General features: G+C 56.9%; 12 protein-coding genes and 3 tRNA genes. 7 read left to right on the plus strand and 8 right to left on the minus strand.

Going from position 1 to position 15,936, the window contains the following annotated elements; all coding sequences use genetic code 11:
* Positions 1-12: 12 nt before the first annotated feature.
* Both tsaE and nnr read right to left on the minus strand, forming a co-directional pair.
* A complete protein-coding gene (tsaE, locus tag FHC52_RS12610; protein WP_008502923.1) occupies positions 13-474 on the minus strand; it encodes a tRNA (adenosine(37)-N6)-threonylcarbamoyltransferase complex ATPase subunit type 1 TsaE in 462 nt (153 codons plus the stop codon).
* The gene (gene nnr / locus FHC52_RS12615) at positions 467-1,990 is read right to left on the minus strand and encodes a bifunctional ADP-dependent NAD(P)H-hydrate dehydratase/NAD(P)H-hydrate epimerase (protein WP_220420099.1); all 1,524 of its coding nucleotides are present in this window, start codon (positions 1,988-1,990) and stop codon (positions 467-469) included. Before nnr ends, tsaE begins: the two co-directional genes overlap by 8 nt.
* Between nnr and queG the strand changes: the two genes are divergently transcribed.
* Positions 1,989-3,128: a tRNA epoxyqueuosine(34) reductase QueG gene (gene queG / locus FHC52_RS12620; RefSeq protein WP_023345299.1), complete on the plus strand. Its 1,140-nt coding sequence runs from the start codon at positions 1,989-1,991 to the stop codon at positions 3,126-3,128. The two genes, nnr and queG, sit on opposite strands and share 2 nt — an antisense overlap.
* A 270-nt stretch (positions 3,129-3,398) precedes the next feature.
* Here queG and FHC52_RS12625 read toward each other — a convergent pair.
* From FHC52_RS12625 to orn, 4 genes are all read right to left on the minus strand, one after another.
* A tRNA-Gly gene (locus FHC52_RS12625) sits at positions 3,399-3,474 on the minus strand.
* Between the two features lie 36 nt (positions 3,475-3,510).
* A tRNA-Gly gene (locus FHC52_RS12630) sits at positions 3,511-3,586 on the minus strand.
* 36 nt (positions 3,587-3,622) lie between these two features.
* A tRNA-Gly gene (locus FHC52_RS12635) sits at positions 3,623-3,698 on the minus strand.
* A gap of 196 nt (positions 3,699-3,894) precedes the next feature.
* Positions 3,895-4,440 carry an oligoribonuclease gene (orn, locus tag FHC52_RS12640; protein ID WP_032664548.1) on the minus strand — a complete coding sequence of 182 codons (546 nt, stop codon included), beginning with the start codon at positions 4,438-4,440 and terminating at the stop codon, positions 3,895-3,897.
* A 107-nt stretch (positions 4,441-4,547) separates the two neighbouring features.
* Between orn and rsgA the strand changes: the two genes are divergently transcribed.
* The 3 genes from rsgA (at position 4,548) to mscM (ending at position 10,009) form a co-directional block, all read left to right on the plus strand.
* Entirely contained in the window at positions 4,548-5,600 is a 1,053-nt protein-coding gene (gene rsgA, locus FHC52_RS12645; RefSeq protein ID WP_008502927.1) for a small ribosomal subunit biogenesis GTPase RsgA, read from the plus strand.
* A gap of 97 nt (positions 5,601-5,697) precedes the next feature.
* Positions 5,698-6,666, plus strand: coding sequence for an archaetidylserine decarboxylase (gene asd / locus FHC52_RS12650; RefSeq protein ID WP_220420100.1), 969 nt, complete (start codon positions 5,698-5,700; stop codon positions 6,664-6,666).
* Between the two features lie 19 nt (positions 6,667-6,685).
* Positions 6,686-10,009: a miniconductance mechanosensitive channel MscM gene (gene mscM / locus FHC52_RS12655; RefSeq protein ID WP_008502929.1), complete on the plus strand. Its 3,324-nt coding sequence runs from the start codon at positions 6,686-6,688 to the stop codon at positions 10,007-10,009.
* A gap of 37 nt (positions 10,010-10,046) precedes the next feature.
* Here the strand turns inward: mscM and yjeM are convergent, their stop codons facing one another.
* A complete protein-coding gene (yjeM, locus tag FHC52_RS12660) occupies positions 10,047-11,546 on the minus strand; it encodes a glutamate/gamma-aminobutyrate family transporter YjeM (protein WP_220420101.1) in 1,500 nt (499 codons plus the stop codon).
* A 178-nt stretch (positions 11,547-11,724) separates the two neighbouring features.
* Positions 11,725-12,702, minus strand: coding sequence for an elongation factor P--(R)-beta-lysine ligase (epmA, locus tag FHC52_RS12665; protein WP_220420102.1), 978 nt, complete (start codon positions 12,700-12,702; stop codon positions 11,725-11,727).
* Between the two features lie 310 nt (positions 12,703-13,012).
* On the opposite strand from epmA, the gene frdA reads away from it, so the two are divergent.
* The 3 genes from frdA to frdC are packed head-to-tail and all read left to right on the plus strand — an operon-like array spanning position 13,013 to position 15,936.
* Positions 13,013-14,803 (plus strand): fumarate reductase (quinol) flavoprotein subunit, encoded by a 1,791-nt coding sequence (gene frdA, locus FHC52_RS12670; protein ID WP_008502932.1) that lies wholly within the window; start codon positions 13,013-13,015, stop codon positions 14,801-14,803.
* Positions 14,796-15,530 carry a succinate dehydrogenase/fumarate reductase iron-sulfur subunit gene (locus FHC52_RS12675; protein WP_003855955.1) on the plus strand — a complete coding sequence of 245 codons (735 nt, stop codon included), beginning with the start codon at positions 14,796-14,798 and terminating at the stop codon, positions 15,528-15,530. The genes frdA and FHC52_RS12675 overlap by 8 nt, the downstream gene beginning before the upstream one ends.
* Positions 15,531-15,540: 10 nt before the next feature.
* The gene (frdC, locus tag FHC52_RS12680) at positions 15,541-15,936 is read left to right on the plus strand and encodes a fumarate reductase subunit FrdC (RefSeq protein ID WP_008502933.1); all 396 of its coding nucleotides are present in this window, start codon (positions 15,541-15,543) and stop codon (positions 15,934-15,936) included.

Below are 15,936 nucleotides of genomic sequence, written 5' to 3' on the forward strand. Positions count from 1 at the left end.
TCATCCCTACGCTTAACCGGCCAGACGCGCCAGTAAGGAACTGCCTGATGAGGAAACAGCACTGATGCGTGCCTCACGCCCTTGAGCCTGGTAATCTAAGTGAATTTCGACATCCGGGTCAGGCAGCACACCCGCACCTTGTTGCGGCCACTCCACCAGGCAAATGGCGTCGTTGGCAAAATAATCACGGATCCCCATAAATTCCAGCTCCTCAGGATCCGCAAGGCGGTATAAATCGAAGTGGTACACCATGAGATTTTCAAGGGTGTACGGTTCTACCAGCGTGTAGGTTGGGCTTTTCACATTCCCGTTATGCCCTAACGCCTGCAAAAAACCCCGGCTGAAGGTGGTTTTACCCGCCCCTAAATCACCATACAGATAAATGACGGTTGCCCCCTGACAGGCCTGCGCCACGCGCTTGCCGAGATCTAAAGTGGCTTGTTCATCAGGTAAAGGAATCGCTCGATTAGTCATTTTCTACGTCAATCACATCCGGGTTAACTACACGCCGCAGCGTGCAAAAGAGATCGGTGGCCAGCATACCGCGCGTACCGTAACGCGCAGCCAGTTTATCTGCCGCAACGCCGTGGGCCACGCAGCCCGCACAGGCTGCATCATAAAGGGGAAGTTTCTGTCCAAGCAATGCGCCGATGATGCCGGAAAGCACATCGCCCATGCCGCCGCTCGCCATGCCCGCATTTCCGGCATCAATAATGCCCTGCGTCTCGTCACAGGCGACAACGGTTCCCGCCCCTTTTAAAACGGCAACACCTCCGTAACGTTTTACCAGACGCTGAGCAGAAAGTAAGCGATCGCTTTCAATTTCTGCCACGCTGCAGTTAAGCAGCCGCGCGGCTTCGCCGGGGTGTGGCGTCAGAATGCGATTGTGACGCTTATCCGGGTTTATTGCCAGAAGGTTAAGCGCGTCGGCATCCCACAGCATCGGTTTGCGAAAATTCTCGACCTTTTGCAGAGCCTGTTTACCCCACGCCTGCTGCCCAAGCCCGGGACCGATCACCACCACGTCCGCCCATTCGAGGCTTTCCTCCAGCGTCTGGAGCGTAAGCTCATGGACCATCAGCTCCGGTCGGGCCGTGACGATCGGCGCAATATTCTCAATGCGAGTGAGCACTCGCACTAATCCGGCGCCGCTGCGCAGAGCCGCTTCACCAGTCATGCGAATCGCACCCGCCGTACCGTGGTCACCGCCCACAATCACCAGCCTGCCGTGATCGCCCTTATGGGACGTCGGCCGGCGCGGCGGGAGCCATTCAGCAAGCTGCGATGCATCAAAACGCGCGATGCGCATGTCCTGCCCGGCGAGCCAGCTCTCCAGTCCCAGCGCACTGTGGTGCAGCACGCCGACGACATCCCGCGCTTTGCCGGTCAGTAATCCTGGCTTCAGGGCGATAAAGGTTACCGTATGTGCCGCCTGAATCACCGCCCCCGGCGTCGCGCCGGTTTGTGCTATCAGTCCAGAGGGAATATCCAGGGCGACTACCGGCGCGGAATGTCTGTTAGCGTGTTCAATGAGTGCGGCAACGTTTTCGCGCGGCGCGCTGCGCAGCCCGGTGCCCAGCAGCCCGTCAACAATCAGATCAACATCCTCTGGCCAGACGATATCAGGCGCATGAATCACACCGCCGGCGTTCAGCCATGCCTCCCGCGCCGCGCTGGCCTCTTCCGGCAGCGGTTTATCACTTTCGAGAGCCAGCAAGGTCACGCGGATACCCGCAGCCACCGCGAGACGGGCGACGACGTAGCCGTCACCGCCGTTGTTGCCGTGCCCGCACAGAATCAGCCAGTGGGCGGCCTGCGGCCAGGCGCTACGGGCAACGTCAAACGCTGCCTCACCCGCGCGGAGCATCAGTTCATACAGGGTAATCCCGAGGCTGTCTGCAGCCTCTTTTTCGGCGCGCCGGAGGTCATCCGCATGCCAGATGGAATGTGGTATACTTGCGGGGTTTTTCTTCACCGTATGGTCCGTCATGTCACAGCCCCTCGATCTCAATGAATTAGCGCAAAAAATCAAACAGTGGGGTGCTGAGCTTGGCTTCCAGAAGGTAGGCATTACCGATACCGACCTCTCCGCCAGCGAGCCCAAACTGCAGGCCTGGCTGGACAAACAATACCACGGCGAAATGGAGTGGATGGCACGTCATGGCATGATGCGCGCCCGTCCACACGAGCTTTTGCCGGGCACATTACGCGTCATCAGCGTGCGCATGAACTACCTGCCCGCCAATGCGGCCTTTGCGCGCACGCTCAAAGACCCCTCGCTGGGTTACGTTAGCCGGTACGCCCTCGGTCGTGATTACCATAAGCTTCTGCGTAACCGTTTAAAAAAACTCGGGGAAACTATTCAACAGCACTGTGTTTCGCTGAATTTTAGACCCTTTGTCGATTCCGCGCCTATTCTTGAGCGTCCGATCGCCGAAAAAGCCGGGCTTGGCTGGACAGGTAAGCACTCACTTATTCTTAGCCGCGACGCCGGATCGTTCTTCTTCCTCGGTGAACTGCTGATTGATTTACCGCTGCCGGTAGACGGCCCGGTAGAGGAAGGCTGTGGCCGCTGCGTGGCCTGTATGACCATCTGCCCCACCGGCGCCATCGTTGAGCCTTACACCGTTGATGCGCGCCGCTGTATCTCCTACCTCACGATCGAACTGGAAGGCGCCATTCCGGAGGAGTTCCGACCGCTTATCGGCAACCGCATCTACGGCTGCGACGATTGCCAGCTCATCTGCCCGTGGAACCGCTATTCACAGCTCACGGACGAAGAGGATTTCAGCCCGCGCAAGGCGCTCCATGCCCCGCCGCTCGCTGAACTGTTCGCCTGGACCGAAGCCTGGTTCCTGAAAGTGACGGAGGGTTCGGCCATTCGCCGTATCGGCCATCTGCGCTGGCTGCGAAATGTGGCCGTCGCGCTGGGGAATGCCCCGTGGGATGAAGCGAATATTCGGGCGCTTGAAAGCCGTAGAGGTGAGCACCCACTTCTTGATGAACACATAGAATGGGCGATTGCGCAGCAAGTTGAGAAACGTAATGCCTGTGTGGTCGAGGTGCAGCTACCGAAGAAACAGCGTCTGGTGAGGGTGATTGAAAAAGGGCTTCCGCGGGATGCCTGAACTATTCACAGCCTGTGAATAAAATTACAAACTCAAGCGCCATCTGGGCTGGAGAAGAGATCAAGTGATCTCAATAACATTTTGAAATCAAATTTTATGATGTAAATACAATATGTTATAAAGATATTATTCACCCTGCTAAGTTTTAACCCTGTTTCGGTTAAGCGCAGTTTCTGTGGATAACTCTGTTCACAAGAGTATTTCAGAGAAAACAGAAAACGTCCCCAGCGATTCTTTTCGCTGTGGATATTTTAGAGATGAAGAAGAATTTGGAGCGGGAAACGAGACTCGAACTCGCGACCCCGACCTTGGCAAGGTCGTGCTCTACCAACTGAGCTATTCCCGCTTGGGTGGTCCGTGCTGTGGAAGCACTTTCAAATTTTGGAGCGGGAAACGAGACTCGAACTCGCGACCCCGACCTTGGCAAGGTCGTGCTCTACCAACTGAGCTATTCCCGCTTGGGCAGTCTGTGCTGTGAAAGCACTTTCAAATTTTGGAGCGGGAAACGAGACTCGAACTCGCGACCCCGACCTTGGCAAGGTCGTGCTCTACCAACTGAGCTATTCCCGCAAATCTGCACTGCTTTTGTTGCTGTCGTAACGTGTAATTCTCTGTCGTTACGGGAGGCGCATTATACGAGAAATCCTTTTAGCTGCAACCCCCCTTAAAGCGATTTTTTCGAAATTCAGTTCAAATGCTTATTTAATCGGCAAGCTGCACAATTTAACGACAAAAACCCGGCCACGCAAGGCGCCGGATCTCAAAATCACAGCTTAATAAAGTTTTCGCGGTAGTAAGAAAGCTCCGCCACGGACTCTCGGATATCGTCCATCGCCTGATGCGTCCCCTGCTTTTTAAAGCCGTTGAGAATTTCAGGCTTCCAGCGACGCGCCAGCTCTTTCAGCGTGCTGACATCCAGATAGCGGTAGTGGAAGTAAGACTCCAGCTCCGGCATGTACTTAAACAGGAAACGACGATCCTGGCCGATGCTATTCCCACAAATAGGTGATTTGCCCGCCGGAACCCACTGTTTCAGGAACTCAAGCGTCGCCAACTCCGCCTCACGGTCACCCATGGTGCTCGCCTTCACGCGCTCCACCAGGCCACTGCCGGTGTGGGTACGCACGTTCCACTCGTCCATCAACGCCAGCTGGTCATCAGACTGATGCACCGCAATCGTAGGCCCTTCCGCCAGGATATTCAGGTTGGCGTCCGTCACCAGGGTCGCAATTTCAATGATGCGATCGCGCTCGGGATCCAGCCCGGTCATTTCGAGATCGATCCAAATCAGGTTGTTTTCATCCGCGCTCATGTTATTTTCCACCCTTCTCGCATAACCGGCAGTAGCAGGTTAACTAGTATTAATTAGAGTGTATCATAGAGGTTTTGCCCCCTACGGGCGACCAGGAGCCAGTGCGATTGAGTAAAAATAAACTCTCCAAAGGGCAGCAGCGCCGCGTGAATGCCAATCACCAGCGCCGTCTTAAAACCACTGCGGAGAAGGTCGATTACGACGACAACCTGTTTGGCGACCCAACGGAAGGCGTAGTCATCAGCCGTTTCGGTATGCACGCTGACGTGGAATCCGCCGATGGTGCGATTCACCGCTGCAACATCCGCCGGACCATTCGTTCTCTGGTGACCGGCGACCGCGTCGTCTGGCGACCGGGTAAAGAGGCGGCGGAAGGCGTAACGGTAAAAGGTATCGTTGAAGCGGTCCATGAGCGTACGTCCGTGTTAACCCGTCCCGATTTCTACGACGGGGTCAAACCGATTGCCGCCAACATTAACCAGATTGTTATCGTATCGGCGATTTTGCCCGAACTGTCACTCAATATTATCGACCGATACCTCGTCGCCTGCGAAACGCTGCAGGTTGAACCGATCATCGTGCTGAACAAAATCGATCTGCTGGACGACGACGGGATGGCCTTCGTCAATGAGCAGATGGATATCTATCGCAAAATTGGCTATCGCGTCCTGATGGTCTCCAGCTACACCAAAGATGGCCTGAAACCGCTTGAAGAGGCACTGACCGACCGCATCAGCATCTTTGCGGGCCAGTCCGGCGTGGGTAAATCGAGCCTGCTGAACAACCTGCTTGGCCTTCAGCAAGAGATCCTCACCAACGATGTGTCTGACGTCTCGGGCCTCGGCCAGCACACCACCACCGCGTCACGCCTGTATCACTTCCCGCACGGCGGCGACGTGATCGACTCCCCGGGCGTGCGAGAGTTCGGTTTATGGCACCTGGAGCCGGAACAAATCTTTAACGGATTTGTCGAATTCCATGATTATTTAGGCGCTTGCAAGTACCGCGACTGTAAACACGATAACGATCCAGGCTGCGCTATCCGTGAAGCGGTTGAGAAAGGCGAAATCGCGGAGACCCGCTTCGAGAATTATCACCGCATTCTTGAGAGCATGGATCAGGTAAAAACGCGTAAAAACTTTTCTGATTCTGATAACTGACAACTAAGCTAAGCATCGCTAAAATCGTCCCCTTTTTTCAGGTTCCGGTGGCTTACCGCCGGATCAGGAACGACAAAACAATGGCCTGGAGGCTACCTTGTTAAACGCATTTAAACTTTCGCTTCAATACATTCTGCCAAAACTGTGGCTCACTCGCCTGGCGGGCTGGGGCGCGAGCAAACGCGCAGGCTGGCTGACCAAACTGGTCATCGACCTTTTCGTAAAATATTACAAGGTCGACATGAAAGAGGCGCAGAAGCCGGATACCGCCAGCTACCGCACCTTCAACGAATTCTTCGTGCGCCCGCTGCGTGACGACGTGCGCCCGGTGAACACCGACCCTAACGTCCTGGTGATGCCGGCAGACGGCGTGATCAGCCAGTTGGGTAACATCGAAGACGACAAAATTCTGCAGGCGAAGGGCCATAACTACAGCCTGGAAGCGCTGCTGGCGGGTAGCTACCTGATGGCGGATCTGTTCCGCAACGGTACCTTTGCCACCACCTATCTGTCACCGCGCGACTACCACCGCGTGCACATGCCGTGTAACGGCATCCTGCGTGAAATGATTTACGTCCCGGGCGATCTGTTCTCCGTGAACCACCTGACCGCGCAGAACGTGCCAAACCTGTTTGCCCGTAACGAGCGCGTCATCTGCCTGTTCGATACTGAATTTGGCCCTATGGCCCAGATTCTGGTCGGTGCGACCATCGTCGGCAGCATCGAAACCGTCTGGGCAGGCACCATCACCCCGCCGCGCGAAGGCGTGATCAAACGCTGGACCTGGCCTGCCGGTGAAGCGGAAGGTTCCGTGGCCCTGCTCAAAGGTCAGGAGATGGGCCGCTTTAAGCTGGGCTCCACCGTGATCAACCTGTTTGCGCCGGGCAAAGTGAAGCTGGCTGAACAGCTTGAAAGCCTGTCGGTGACAAAGCTGGGCCAGCCGCTGGCGGTCTCTACCGAAACCTTCGTGACGCCGGATGCAGAGCCTGCCCCGCTGTCACAGGAAGAGATTCACGCCGAGCACGACGCCAGCCCGCTGGTTGACGACAAAAAAGACGAAGGCTAACAACAGAAGGATCGCTGACGTGCGCCCGATTATCGTTCTACTGATGGCCTGGTGCCTCAGCATGGGGGCGTACGCAGCGACAGCCCCCGACGCCAAACAGATAACCCAGGAACTGGAGCAGGCAAAAGCGGCCAAACCCGCTCAGCCGGAGACCGTCGAGTCGCTCCAGTCCGCACTGAACGCGCTTGAGGAGCGGAAAGGCTCGCTTGAGCGCGCTCAGCAGTATCAGCAGGTTATCGACAACTTCCCCAAACTCTCGCAGACGCTGCGCGCGCAGCTCAATAACTTGCGCGACGAACCGCGCGATGTGCCGGCAGGGATGACCTCCGACGCGCTGAACCAGGAGATCCTGCAGGTCAGCAGCCAGCTTCTGGAAAAGAGCCGCCTTGCTCAGCAGGAGCAGGAGCGAGCGCGCGAAATTGCCGACTCCCTCAGCCAGCTTCCGCAGCAGCAAACCGACGCCCGCCGCCAGCTTAATGAAGTTGAGCGCCGCGTGGGGACACAAAACGGCAACACGCCACAGGCGCAGGCCCAAAATCTGGGCCTGCAGGCAGAATCAGCTCGCCTGAAGGCCCTTGTCGATGAGCTCGAGCTGGCACAGCTTTCCGCCAATAACCGCCAGGAGCTGTCGCGGATGCGCTCAGAACTCGCTCAGAAGCAGAGCGAGCAGCTGGACGCCTATCTTCAGGCCTTGCGCAACCAGCTCAATAGCCAGCGCCAGCGTGAAGCGGAGCGCGCGCTGGAAAGTACCGAGCTGCTGGCAGAAAATAGCGATAACCTGCCTGCCGGCATCGTCGAGCAGTTTAAGGTCAACCGTGAGCTTTCGGCCGCGCTGAATCAACAGGCGCAGCGTATGGATCTGGTGGCCTCGCAGCAGCGTCAGGCCACTAATCAAACCCTTCAGGTTCGCCAGGCGCTCAACACCCTGCGCGAACAGTCCCAGTGGCTCGGATCGTCAAACCTGCTGGGCGAAGCGCTACGCGCCCAGGTCGCGCGCCTGCCGGAGATGCCAAAGCCGCAGCAGCTGGATACCGAAATGGCCCAGCTACGCGTTCAGCGACTGCATTTTGAAGATCTTCTCAATAAGCAGCCGCAAATCCGCCAGATCCGTCAGGCTGACGGACAGCCCCTGACCAGCGAGCAAAGCCGCATTCTGGAAGCCCAGCTGCGTACCCAGCGTGAACTGCTGAACTCTCTGCTCCAGGGCGGGGATACGCTGATTCTTGAGCTGACCAAGCTAAAAGTGTCCAACAGCCAGCTGGAAGATGCGTTGAAAGAGGTGAACGAGGCGACGCACCGTTATCTCTTCTGGACGTCCGACGTGCGTCCGATGACCTTCTCGTGGCCAATTGAGATTGTCCAGGATCTGCGCCGTCTGATTTCGCTGGATACCTTCAGCCAGCTGGGACAGGCCAGCGTGATGATGCTCACCAGCAAAGAGACCATTTTCCCGCTGCTGGGGGCGTTAATTCTGGTGGGCTTCAGCATTTACTCGCGCAGACATTTCACCCGCTTCCTCGAGCGTTCCAGTTCCCGGGTGGGGAAGGTTACCCAGGATCACTTCTGGCTGACGTTGCGCACGGTATTCTGGTCGATTCTCGTCGCCTCCCCGCTGCCGGTGCTGTGGATGACGCTGGGCTATGGCCTGCGGGAAGCCTGGCCCTATCCGCTCGCGGTAGCGATTGGCGATGGCGTCACCGCCACGGTGCCGCTGCTGTGGGTGGTGATGATTTGCGCCACCTTTGCGCGACCCAATGGCCTGTTCATCGCCCACTTTGGCTGGCCGCGTAATCGCGTGGCGCGCGCCATGCGTTACTATCTGATGAGCATCGGGCTGATTGTGCCGCTGATTATGGCGCTGATCATGTTCGATAATCTCAACGACCGGGAGTTTTCAGGCTCGCTGGGCCGCCTCTGCTTTATGCTGATATGCGGAGCGCTGGCTATCGTCACGCTCAGCCTGAAGCGCGCGGGTATTCCGCTCTATCTGGATAAAACCGGCAGCGGCGACAACATGTTCAACCGGCTGCTCTGGAACCTGCTGCTCAGCGCACCGTTGATTGCGATGCTGGCAGCCGCGGTGGGTTACCTGGCGACGTCGCAGGCGCTGTTGGCACGTCTCGAAACCTCGGTGGCCATCTGGTTCCTGCTGCTGGTGGTGTATCACGTTATCCGCCGCTGGATGCTGATCCAGCGCCGCCGTCTGGCGTTTGACCGTGCCAAGCATCGCCGGGCGGAGATCCTCGCCCAGCGCGCGCGGGGTGAGGAAGAGCCAAACCACGTTAACAGTACGGAAGGTACGACGGAGGCGGATGAGGTCGAACTGGATCTGGATGCCATCAGTACCCAGTCCCTGCGTCTGGTTCGCTCCATCCTGATGCTGATTGCCCTCCTGTCGGTGATCTTCCTGTGGTCGGAGATCCACTCGGCATTTGGCTTCCTGGAGAACATCTCGCTGTGGGACGTGACCTCTACGGTGCAGGGCGTTGAAAGCCTGGAGCCGATTACCTTAGGGGCGGTGCTGATTGCCATTCTGGTGCTGATCATCACCACCCAACTGGTGCGTAACTTCCCGGCGCTGCTGGAGCTGGCGCTGCTGCAGCATCTGGATTTGACGCCGGGTACGGGCTATGCGATCACGACCATTACCAAATATCTGATCATGCTGTTTGGTGGACTGGTTGGCTTCTCGATGATCGGCATTGAGTGGTCGAAGCTCCAGTGGCTCGTCGCAGCGCTCGGCGTTGGGTTAGGTTTTGGTTTACAGGAGATCTTCGCCAACTTCATCTCGGGCCTGATTATTCTGTTCGAAAAGCCGATCCGCATTGGCGATACCGTCACCATCCGCGATCTGACCGGCAGCATCACGAAGATCAACACCCGAGCGACGACGATCAGCGACTGGGATCGGAAAGAGATCATCGTGCCAAACAAGGCGTTTATTACCGAGCAGTTCATCAACTGGTCGCTCTCAGACTCCGTTACCCGTGTGGTGCTGACGGTACCGGCACCGTCGGACGCGAACAGTGAAGAGGTCACCCAGATCCTCTACACTGCCGCGGAGCGCTGCTCGCTGGTCATCGACAACCCGGCGCCGGAAGTCTTCCTTGTGGATTTACAGCAGGGGATCCAGATTTTCGAGCTGCGTATCTACGCCGCCGAAATGGGACACCGTATGCCGCTGCGCCATGAGATCCACCAGCTGATTCTGGCGGGCTTCCGCGAGCACGGTATTGATATGCCGTTCCCACCGTTCCAGATGCGTCTGGAAAGCCTGGACGGGCGTAAAACGGGAAGAACGCTGACGTCAGCGGCGCGTACGCGCCCGGCGGGCAGCTTATAACGCGTCTCCCCTCCCTTTCGGGAGGGGAATATTCCCGCTACGCCACTTCTGCGATGTACGCCGTCGCGCGTCGACGGTAATTCTCATAAATTCCCATCGCTAACAGCGAGAAGAAGATTGGGCCGCCGACCATCCACAGCGCGCTGTTCCAGTCGTTCGCCTCAATTACCGGCTGAATAATGGTAAAGATGTTGGCAAACGCCACCACCAGCACCACCACCGTGGTCGCCAGCAGCGTTGCCGCGCTGGTTTTAAAAATCACAAACGGACGTTCAAGCTCCTGCTTCGCCTTAAAGAACGGGAACGCCAGGGTCAGGAACAGGTACGGCAGCGTCATCGACACGTTCGCCATCAGGGTCAGCTTGTTATAGAACGCCGATGCGGTATCACCGCCAAATGACACCAGCAGAATAAACACGCACACCAGCAGGCACTGCATCCACATGGCGTTGGCAGGCATGCCTGCGGTATTGAGCTGGGTCATGCGTCCCGGCCACAGCGCTTTTGGCGTACCCTGGATGATCGCTTTCAGCGGCGAGTAGATCAGAGTGAAGAATGCGCCGGTATAGGCAAGGAACATCGACAGGCCGGTAATGCGCGCAAACCAGATCCCCATGGTGGCCGATGCTTCCGGCGTCAGGTGCATGGCGTTACCCAGCGTCATCCCCAGGCTTTTCATCAGCACGTAGGTAATGTTCCCGAGGTTGGTGGTGTTGTTACTCAATACCTGCTGCCAGTTGGTGCTGACGCCCCAGAGGAAAATCGCCAGTGAATAGCCGATGGAAATCACGATAGCGGCAAAAATAATCCCTTTGGCAAAGTTCTTTTCCGGGTTCTCGGCCTTGTCGACCAGCCCGCCCACCGCTTCAATACCGCCGTAGGCGAAGATGGCAAACACCACGAAGGAGAGCATGGCCAGCCCGGACTGGTAACCTGGATTAGGCGAGGAAACGAAATTCACCTCCTGCGCAAAATGACCACCGTTCAGGCACAGAATGGCAATACTCACCAGGAGCAGCACCAGGTTCAGACACATCACGGAAATACCGCCAACGGCAGTGATACGGGCAATTTTGTTGATGCCTTTAGACGCCACCAGCGTCACGACAACCATCCAGCATACCGCCAGAATCCCGACGACCTGCGTGGAGCTCAGCCCGGCTAACGACCAGACCTGCGTTTTATCGGCACCGAAAAGAAACGTGGAGAATGGCACCCAGACTTTGGCCGCCGTGCTGACCATCCAGACGACATAAGAGGAGAACCACATAAACGTGCCGATAAAGGCATAACGCGGGCCGACGCTGTTGTTCATCCATGAGTAGATCCCGCCCTCTTCTTTCCGGTAAGCCGAGCCCATCTCCGCCATCATCAGCGCAAACGGGATAAAGAAGAACAGAGCCGAAACGATATAAAACGGCGTCGCGCTGTAACCCATCAGATAGAACGCTGATGGGCTGTTGGCAAAGCCAAAGACTGAGGTAAATATCATCAGGATGAGCCCGGTAAGGGTCATCTTTTTGAGTGACTGGGACATAGAACCATCCGAAAAGGAATTAAACTGCGCGGATGGTAGCAGATGACCAGACTAATATTGTGGCTATAAGGGGCAAATTAAGAAAAAGACCCGTATATTGATAATGTGGCAGTTTTTAATGTGGCAGGGCCAAATGACCGAGTAGGCCGGGTAAGCGACAGCGCCACCCGGCAATTCTTTAAGCGCGATCGACCGTAAAGGCAATCACATCGCCAAGCTGCTCTGCGCCCAGGGCCAGCATGACCAGACGGTCAACACCCAGCGCCACGCCGGAGCAATCCGGCAGACCTGCTTTTAATGCTTCAAGCAGATTAACATCAATAGGCTGCTGCGGCAGGCCGCGCGCGGCGCGCTTGCGGTTATCCTGCTCAAAACGCTGCGCCTGCTCGCGGGCGTCCGTCAGTTCGTGGAAGCCGTTCGCCAGCTCAATGCCTTTGTAATAGACCTCAAAACGCTCTGCCACACGGTGGTCTTCGGTACTGATCTGCGCCAGTGACGCCTGGCTTGCCGGGAAGTGATAGACAAACGTCGGACGGTCTTTGCCAATCTGCGGTTCCACGCCGAAGGTGAACAGCAGCTGCAGCAGCGTGTCGCGGTCCTCTTCGGTATCTGCCACGTTGCTCAGATCCAGTTTTGCAGCCACTTCGCGCAGCAGGGTTTTGTCCGCCGACAGCGGATCGATTTCCAGATGGCGCTGGAAGGCCTGCTGATAAGAGAGCGTTTCCGCTTCTGAGCAATCCAGAACCTGCTGAAGCAGATCGTCCACCTCATTCATCAGGCGGTACATATCATAATGCGGGCGGTACCACTCCAGCATGGTGAATTCCGGGTTGTGGTGACGACCCATCTCTTCGTTGCGGAAGCTACGGCACAGCTGATAGACCGGACCACATCCCGCCGCCAGCAGGCGTTTCATGTGGTATTCCGGGCTGGTCATCAGATACAAATTCATGCCCTGAGAGTGGCCGGGGCCAACAAAACGGGTTTCAAACGGGACCAGATGAATATCCGTTATCGTTGCCTGACTCATGCACGGGGTTTCCACCTCCAGGACGCCGCGGTCGGCAAAGAAACGGCGGATCTCCGTCATAATTGCAGCGCGTTTTAACAGATTAGGGATGGATGCGCTCGGCTCCCAGGTGGCCGTTTCGCTCATGAGTTGTTCTCCGATTTCAGACAAGGGCACGAAGTCTACTCGTTAGCAGGGACAGAGACAAATTTTGCGCAGTAAAAAAGCGCATTTCATTTAGGTGAACAATTGCGTGATGCAATTCATCAATCTCAATGATAAATCGCCGGACAGAACAGCAAAAAAATCGAACACGTCAAATTTCCCTGACATCTACACGGTTATACTGTTTTACCCATAAAGGAGCAGTGGAAACGCTTTCGCAATCGTCCTTTTGGACGGGTGAACTACCTTTAGTTTATCGCGTTGCGAAATAACAAAAATCTGGAGGAATGTCGTGCAAACTTTTCAGGCCGATCTTGCCGTAATAGGCGCTGGCGGGGCTGGATTACGTGCTGCGATTGCTGCAGCGCAAGCTAATCCCAACGCTAAAATCGCATTGATTTCAAAAGTCTATCCAATGCGCAGCCACACGGTGGCCGCAGAAGGAGGATCCGCCGCCGTTGCGCAGGATCATGACAGCTTTGAATACCATTTCCACGACACGGTTGCAGGGGGCGACTGGCTTTGCGAACAGGATGTCGTTGACTACTTTGTGCACCATTGTCCAACGGAGATGACCCAGCTTGAACAGTGGGGATGTCCGTGGAGTCGTCGTCCGGACGGCAGTGTCAACGTTCGTCGCTTCGGCGGCATGAAGATCGAACGTACCTGGTTCGCCGCCGATAAGACCGGCTTCCACATGCTGCACACCCTGTTCCAGACCTCCCTTCAGTTCCCACAAATCCAGCGCTTTGATGAGCATTTCGTCCTCGACATTCTGGTGGATGATGGACACGCGCGCGGCCTGGTGGCGATGAACATGATGGAAGGCACGCTCGTCCAGATCCGCGCCAATGCGGTGGTGATGGCGACGGGCGGTGCAGGCCGTGTTTATCGTTATAACACCAACGGCGGCATCGTCACCGGCGACGGTATGGGTATGGCGCTCAGCCACGGCGTGCCGCTGCGCGATATGGAGTTCGTGCAGTATCACCCAACCGGTCTGCCGGGCTCCGGCATTCTGATGACGGAAGGCTGCCGCGGTGAAGGCGGTATCCTGGTCAACAAAAACGGCTACCGCTACCTGCAGGATTACGGCATGGGCCCGGAAACCCCGCTCGGCGAGCCGAAGAACAAGTACATGGAACTCGGCCCGCGCGACAAAGTCTCTCAGGCTTTCTGGCACGAGTGGCGCAAAGGCAACACCATCTCCACACCGCGCGGCGACGTGGTTCACCTCGACCTGCGTCACCTGGGCGAGAAAAAGCTGCTGGAACGTCTGCCGTTCATCTGCGAGCTGGCGAAAGCCTACGTCGGCGTCGATCCGGTGAAAGAGCCAATTCCGGTACGCCCAACGGCGCACTACACCATGGGCGGGATCGAAACCGACCAGCAGTGCGAAACCCGTATTAAGGGTCTGTTCGCCGTCGGTGAATGTTCCTCCGTGGGCCTGCACGGTGCTAACCGCCTCGGCTCAAACTCGCTGGCCGAGCTGGTGGTCTTTGGCCGCATGGCGGGCGAGCGCGCGATGGAACGAGCGGCAACCGCAGGCGAAGCTAACGGTGCCGCGCTGGATGCGCAGGTCGCAGACGTTGAAAAACGCCTGAAAGACCTGGTGAACCAGGAAGGTAACGAGAACTGGTCTAAGATCCGCGACGAGATGGGCCTGTCGATGGAAGAAGGTTGCGGTATCTACCGTACCCCTGAGCTGATGCAAAAAACCGTCGATAAGCTGGCGGAACTGCAGGAGCGCTTCAAGCGCGTGCGCATCACCGACACCTCCAGCGTCTTCAACACCGACCTGCTCTACACCATCGAGCTGGGCCACGGCCTGAACGTGGCGGAATGTATGGCGCACTCTGCGCTGGCGCGTAAAGAGTCGCGTGGGGCGCATCAGCGTCTTGATGAAGGCTGTACCGAACGTGACGACGTCAACTTCCTGAAACACACTCTCGCCTGGCGCGATGCGGATGGCACCACACGTCTGGACTACAGCGACGTGAAAATCACCACGCTGCCGCCGGCTAAACGCGTGTACGGTGCAGAAGCAGAAGCCGCCGAGAAGAAGGAGAAGGCGAATGGCTGAGATGCAAAAACTGAAAGTTGAAGTGGTGCGCTACAACCCGGAAGTGGATGCCGCACCTCACAGCGCTTTCTATGAAGTTCCTTACGACGAGCAAACCTCCCTGCTGGACGCGCTCGGGTATATCAAAGACAACCTGGCGCCAGACCTGAGCTACCGCTGGTCCTGCCGCATGGCGATCTGCGGCTCCTGCGGCATGATGGTCAACAAGGTGCCGAAGCTGGCCTGTAAGACCTTCCTGCGTGACTACACCAAAGGCATCAAGGTCGAAGCCCTGGGCAACTTCCCTATCGAGCGCGATCTGGTAGTCGATATGACCCACTTTATCGAAAGCCTGGAAGCCATTAAGCCCTACATCATTGGCAACCCGCGCACGCCGGATCAGGGGCCAAACACCCAGACCCCGGCTCAGATGGCGAAATACCATCAGTTCTCCGGCTGCATTAACTGCGGTCTTTGCTACGCCGCCTGTCCGCAGTTTGGCCTGAACCCCGAGTTCATCGGCCCGGCCGCCATTACGCTGGCGCACCGCTATAACGAAGACAGCCGCGACCACGGTAAAAAAGAACGTATGGCGCAGCTTAACAGCCAGAACGGCGTCTGGACCTGTACCTTTGTGGGTTATTGCTCCGAAGTCTGTCCGAAGCACGTCGACCCGGCCGCCGCCATTCAGCAGGGTAAAGTGGAAAGCTCGAAAGACTTTCTTATCGCTACCCTGAAACCACGCTAAGGAGTGCATGATGACGACTAAACGCAAAGCCTATGTGCGGCCTGTGCCGTCCACCTGGTGGAAAAACCTGCCGTTTTATCGCTTCTACATGCTGCGTGAAGGCACAGCGGTACCGGCGGTCTGGTTCAGCCTTGAGCTGATGTACGGCGTTTTTGCCCTCAAGCATGGCCCGGAAACCTGGGCCAGCTTTGTCGGTTTCCTGCAAAACCCGATCATTGTCATTCTGAACCTGATCGTGCTTGCAGCCGCGCTGCTGCATACCAAAACCTGGTTTGAACTGGCGCCAAAAGCGGCGAACATCATCGTAAAAGGCGAGAAAATGGGGCCAGAACCGGTGATTAAGGGGCTCTGGGCGGTGACGATTCTGGTCACTGTGGTCATTCTGTTTGTCGCACTGTTCTGGTAA

Origin of the sequence: Enterobacter sp. EC_64 (assembly GCF_019584165.1) — a bacterium.
In the GTDB taxonomy this organism is placed as follows: Bacteria; Pseudomonadota; Gammaproteobacteria; order Enterobacterales; family Enterobacteriaceae; genus Enterobacter; species Enterobacter roggenkampii.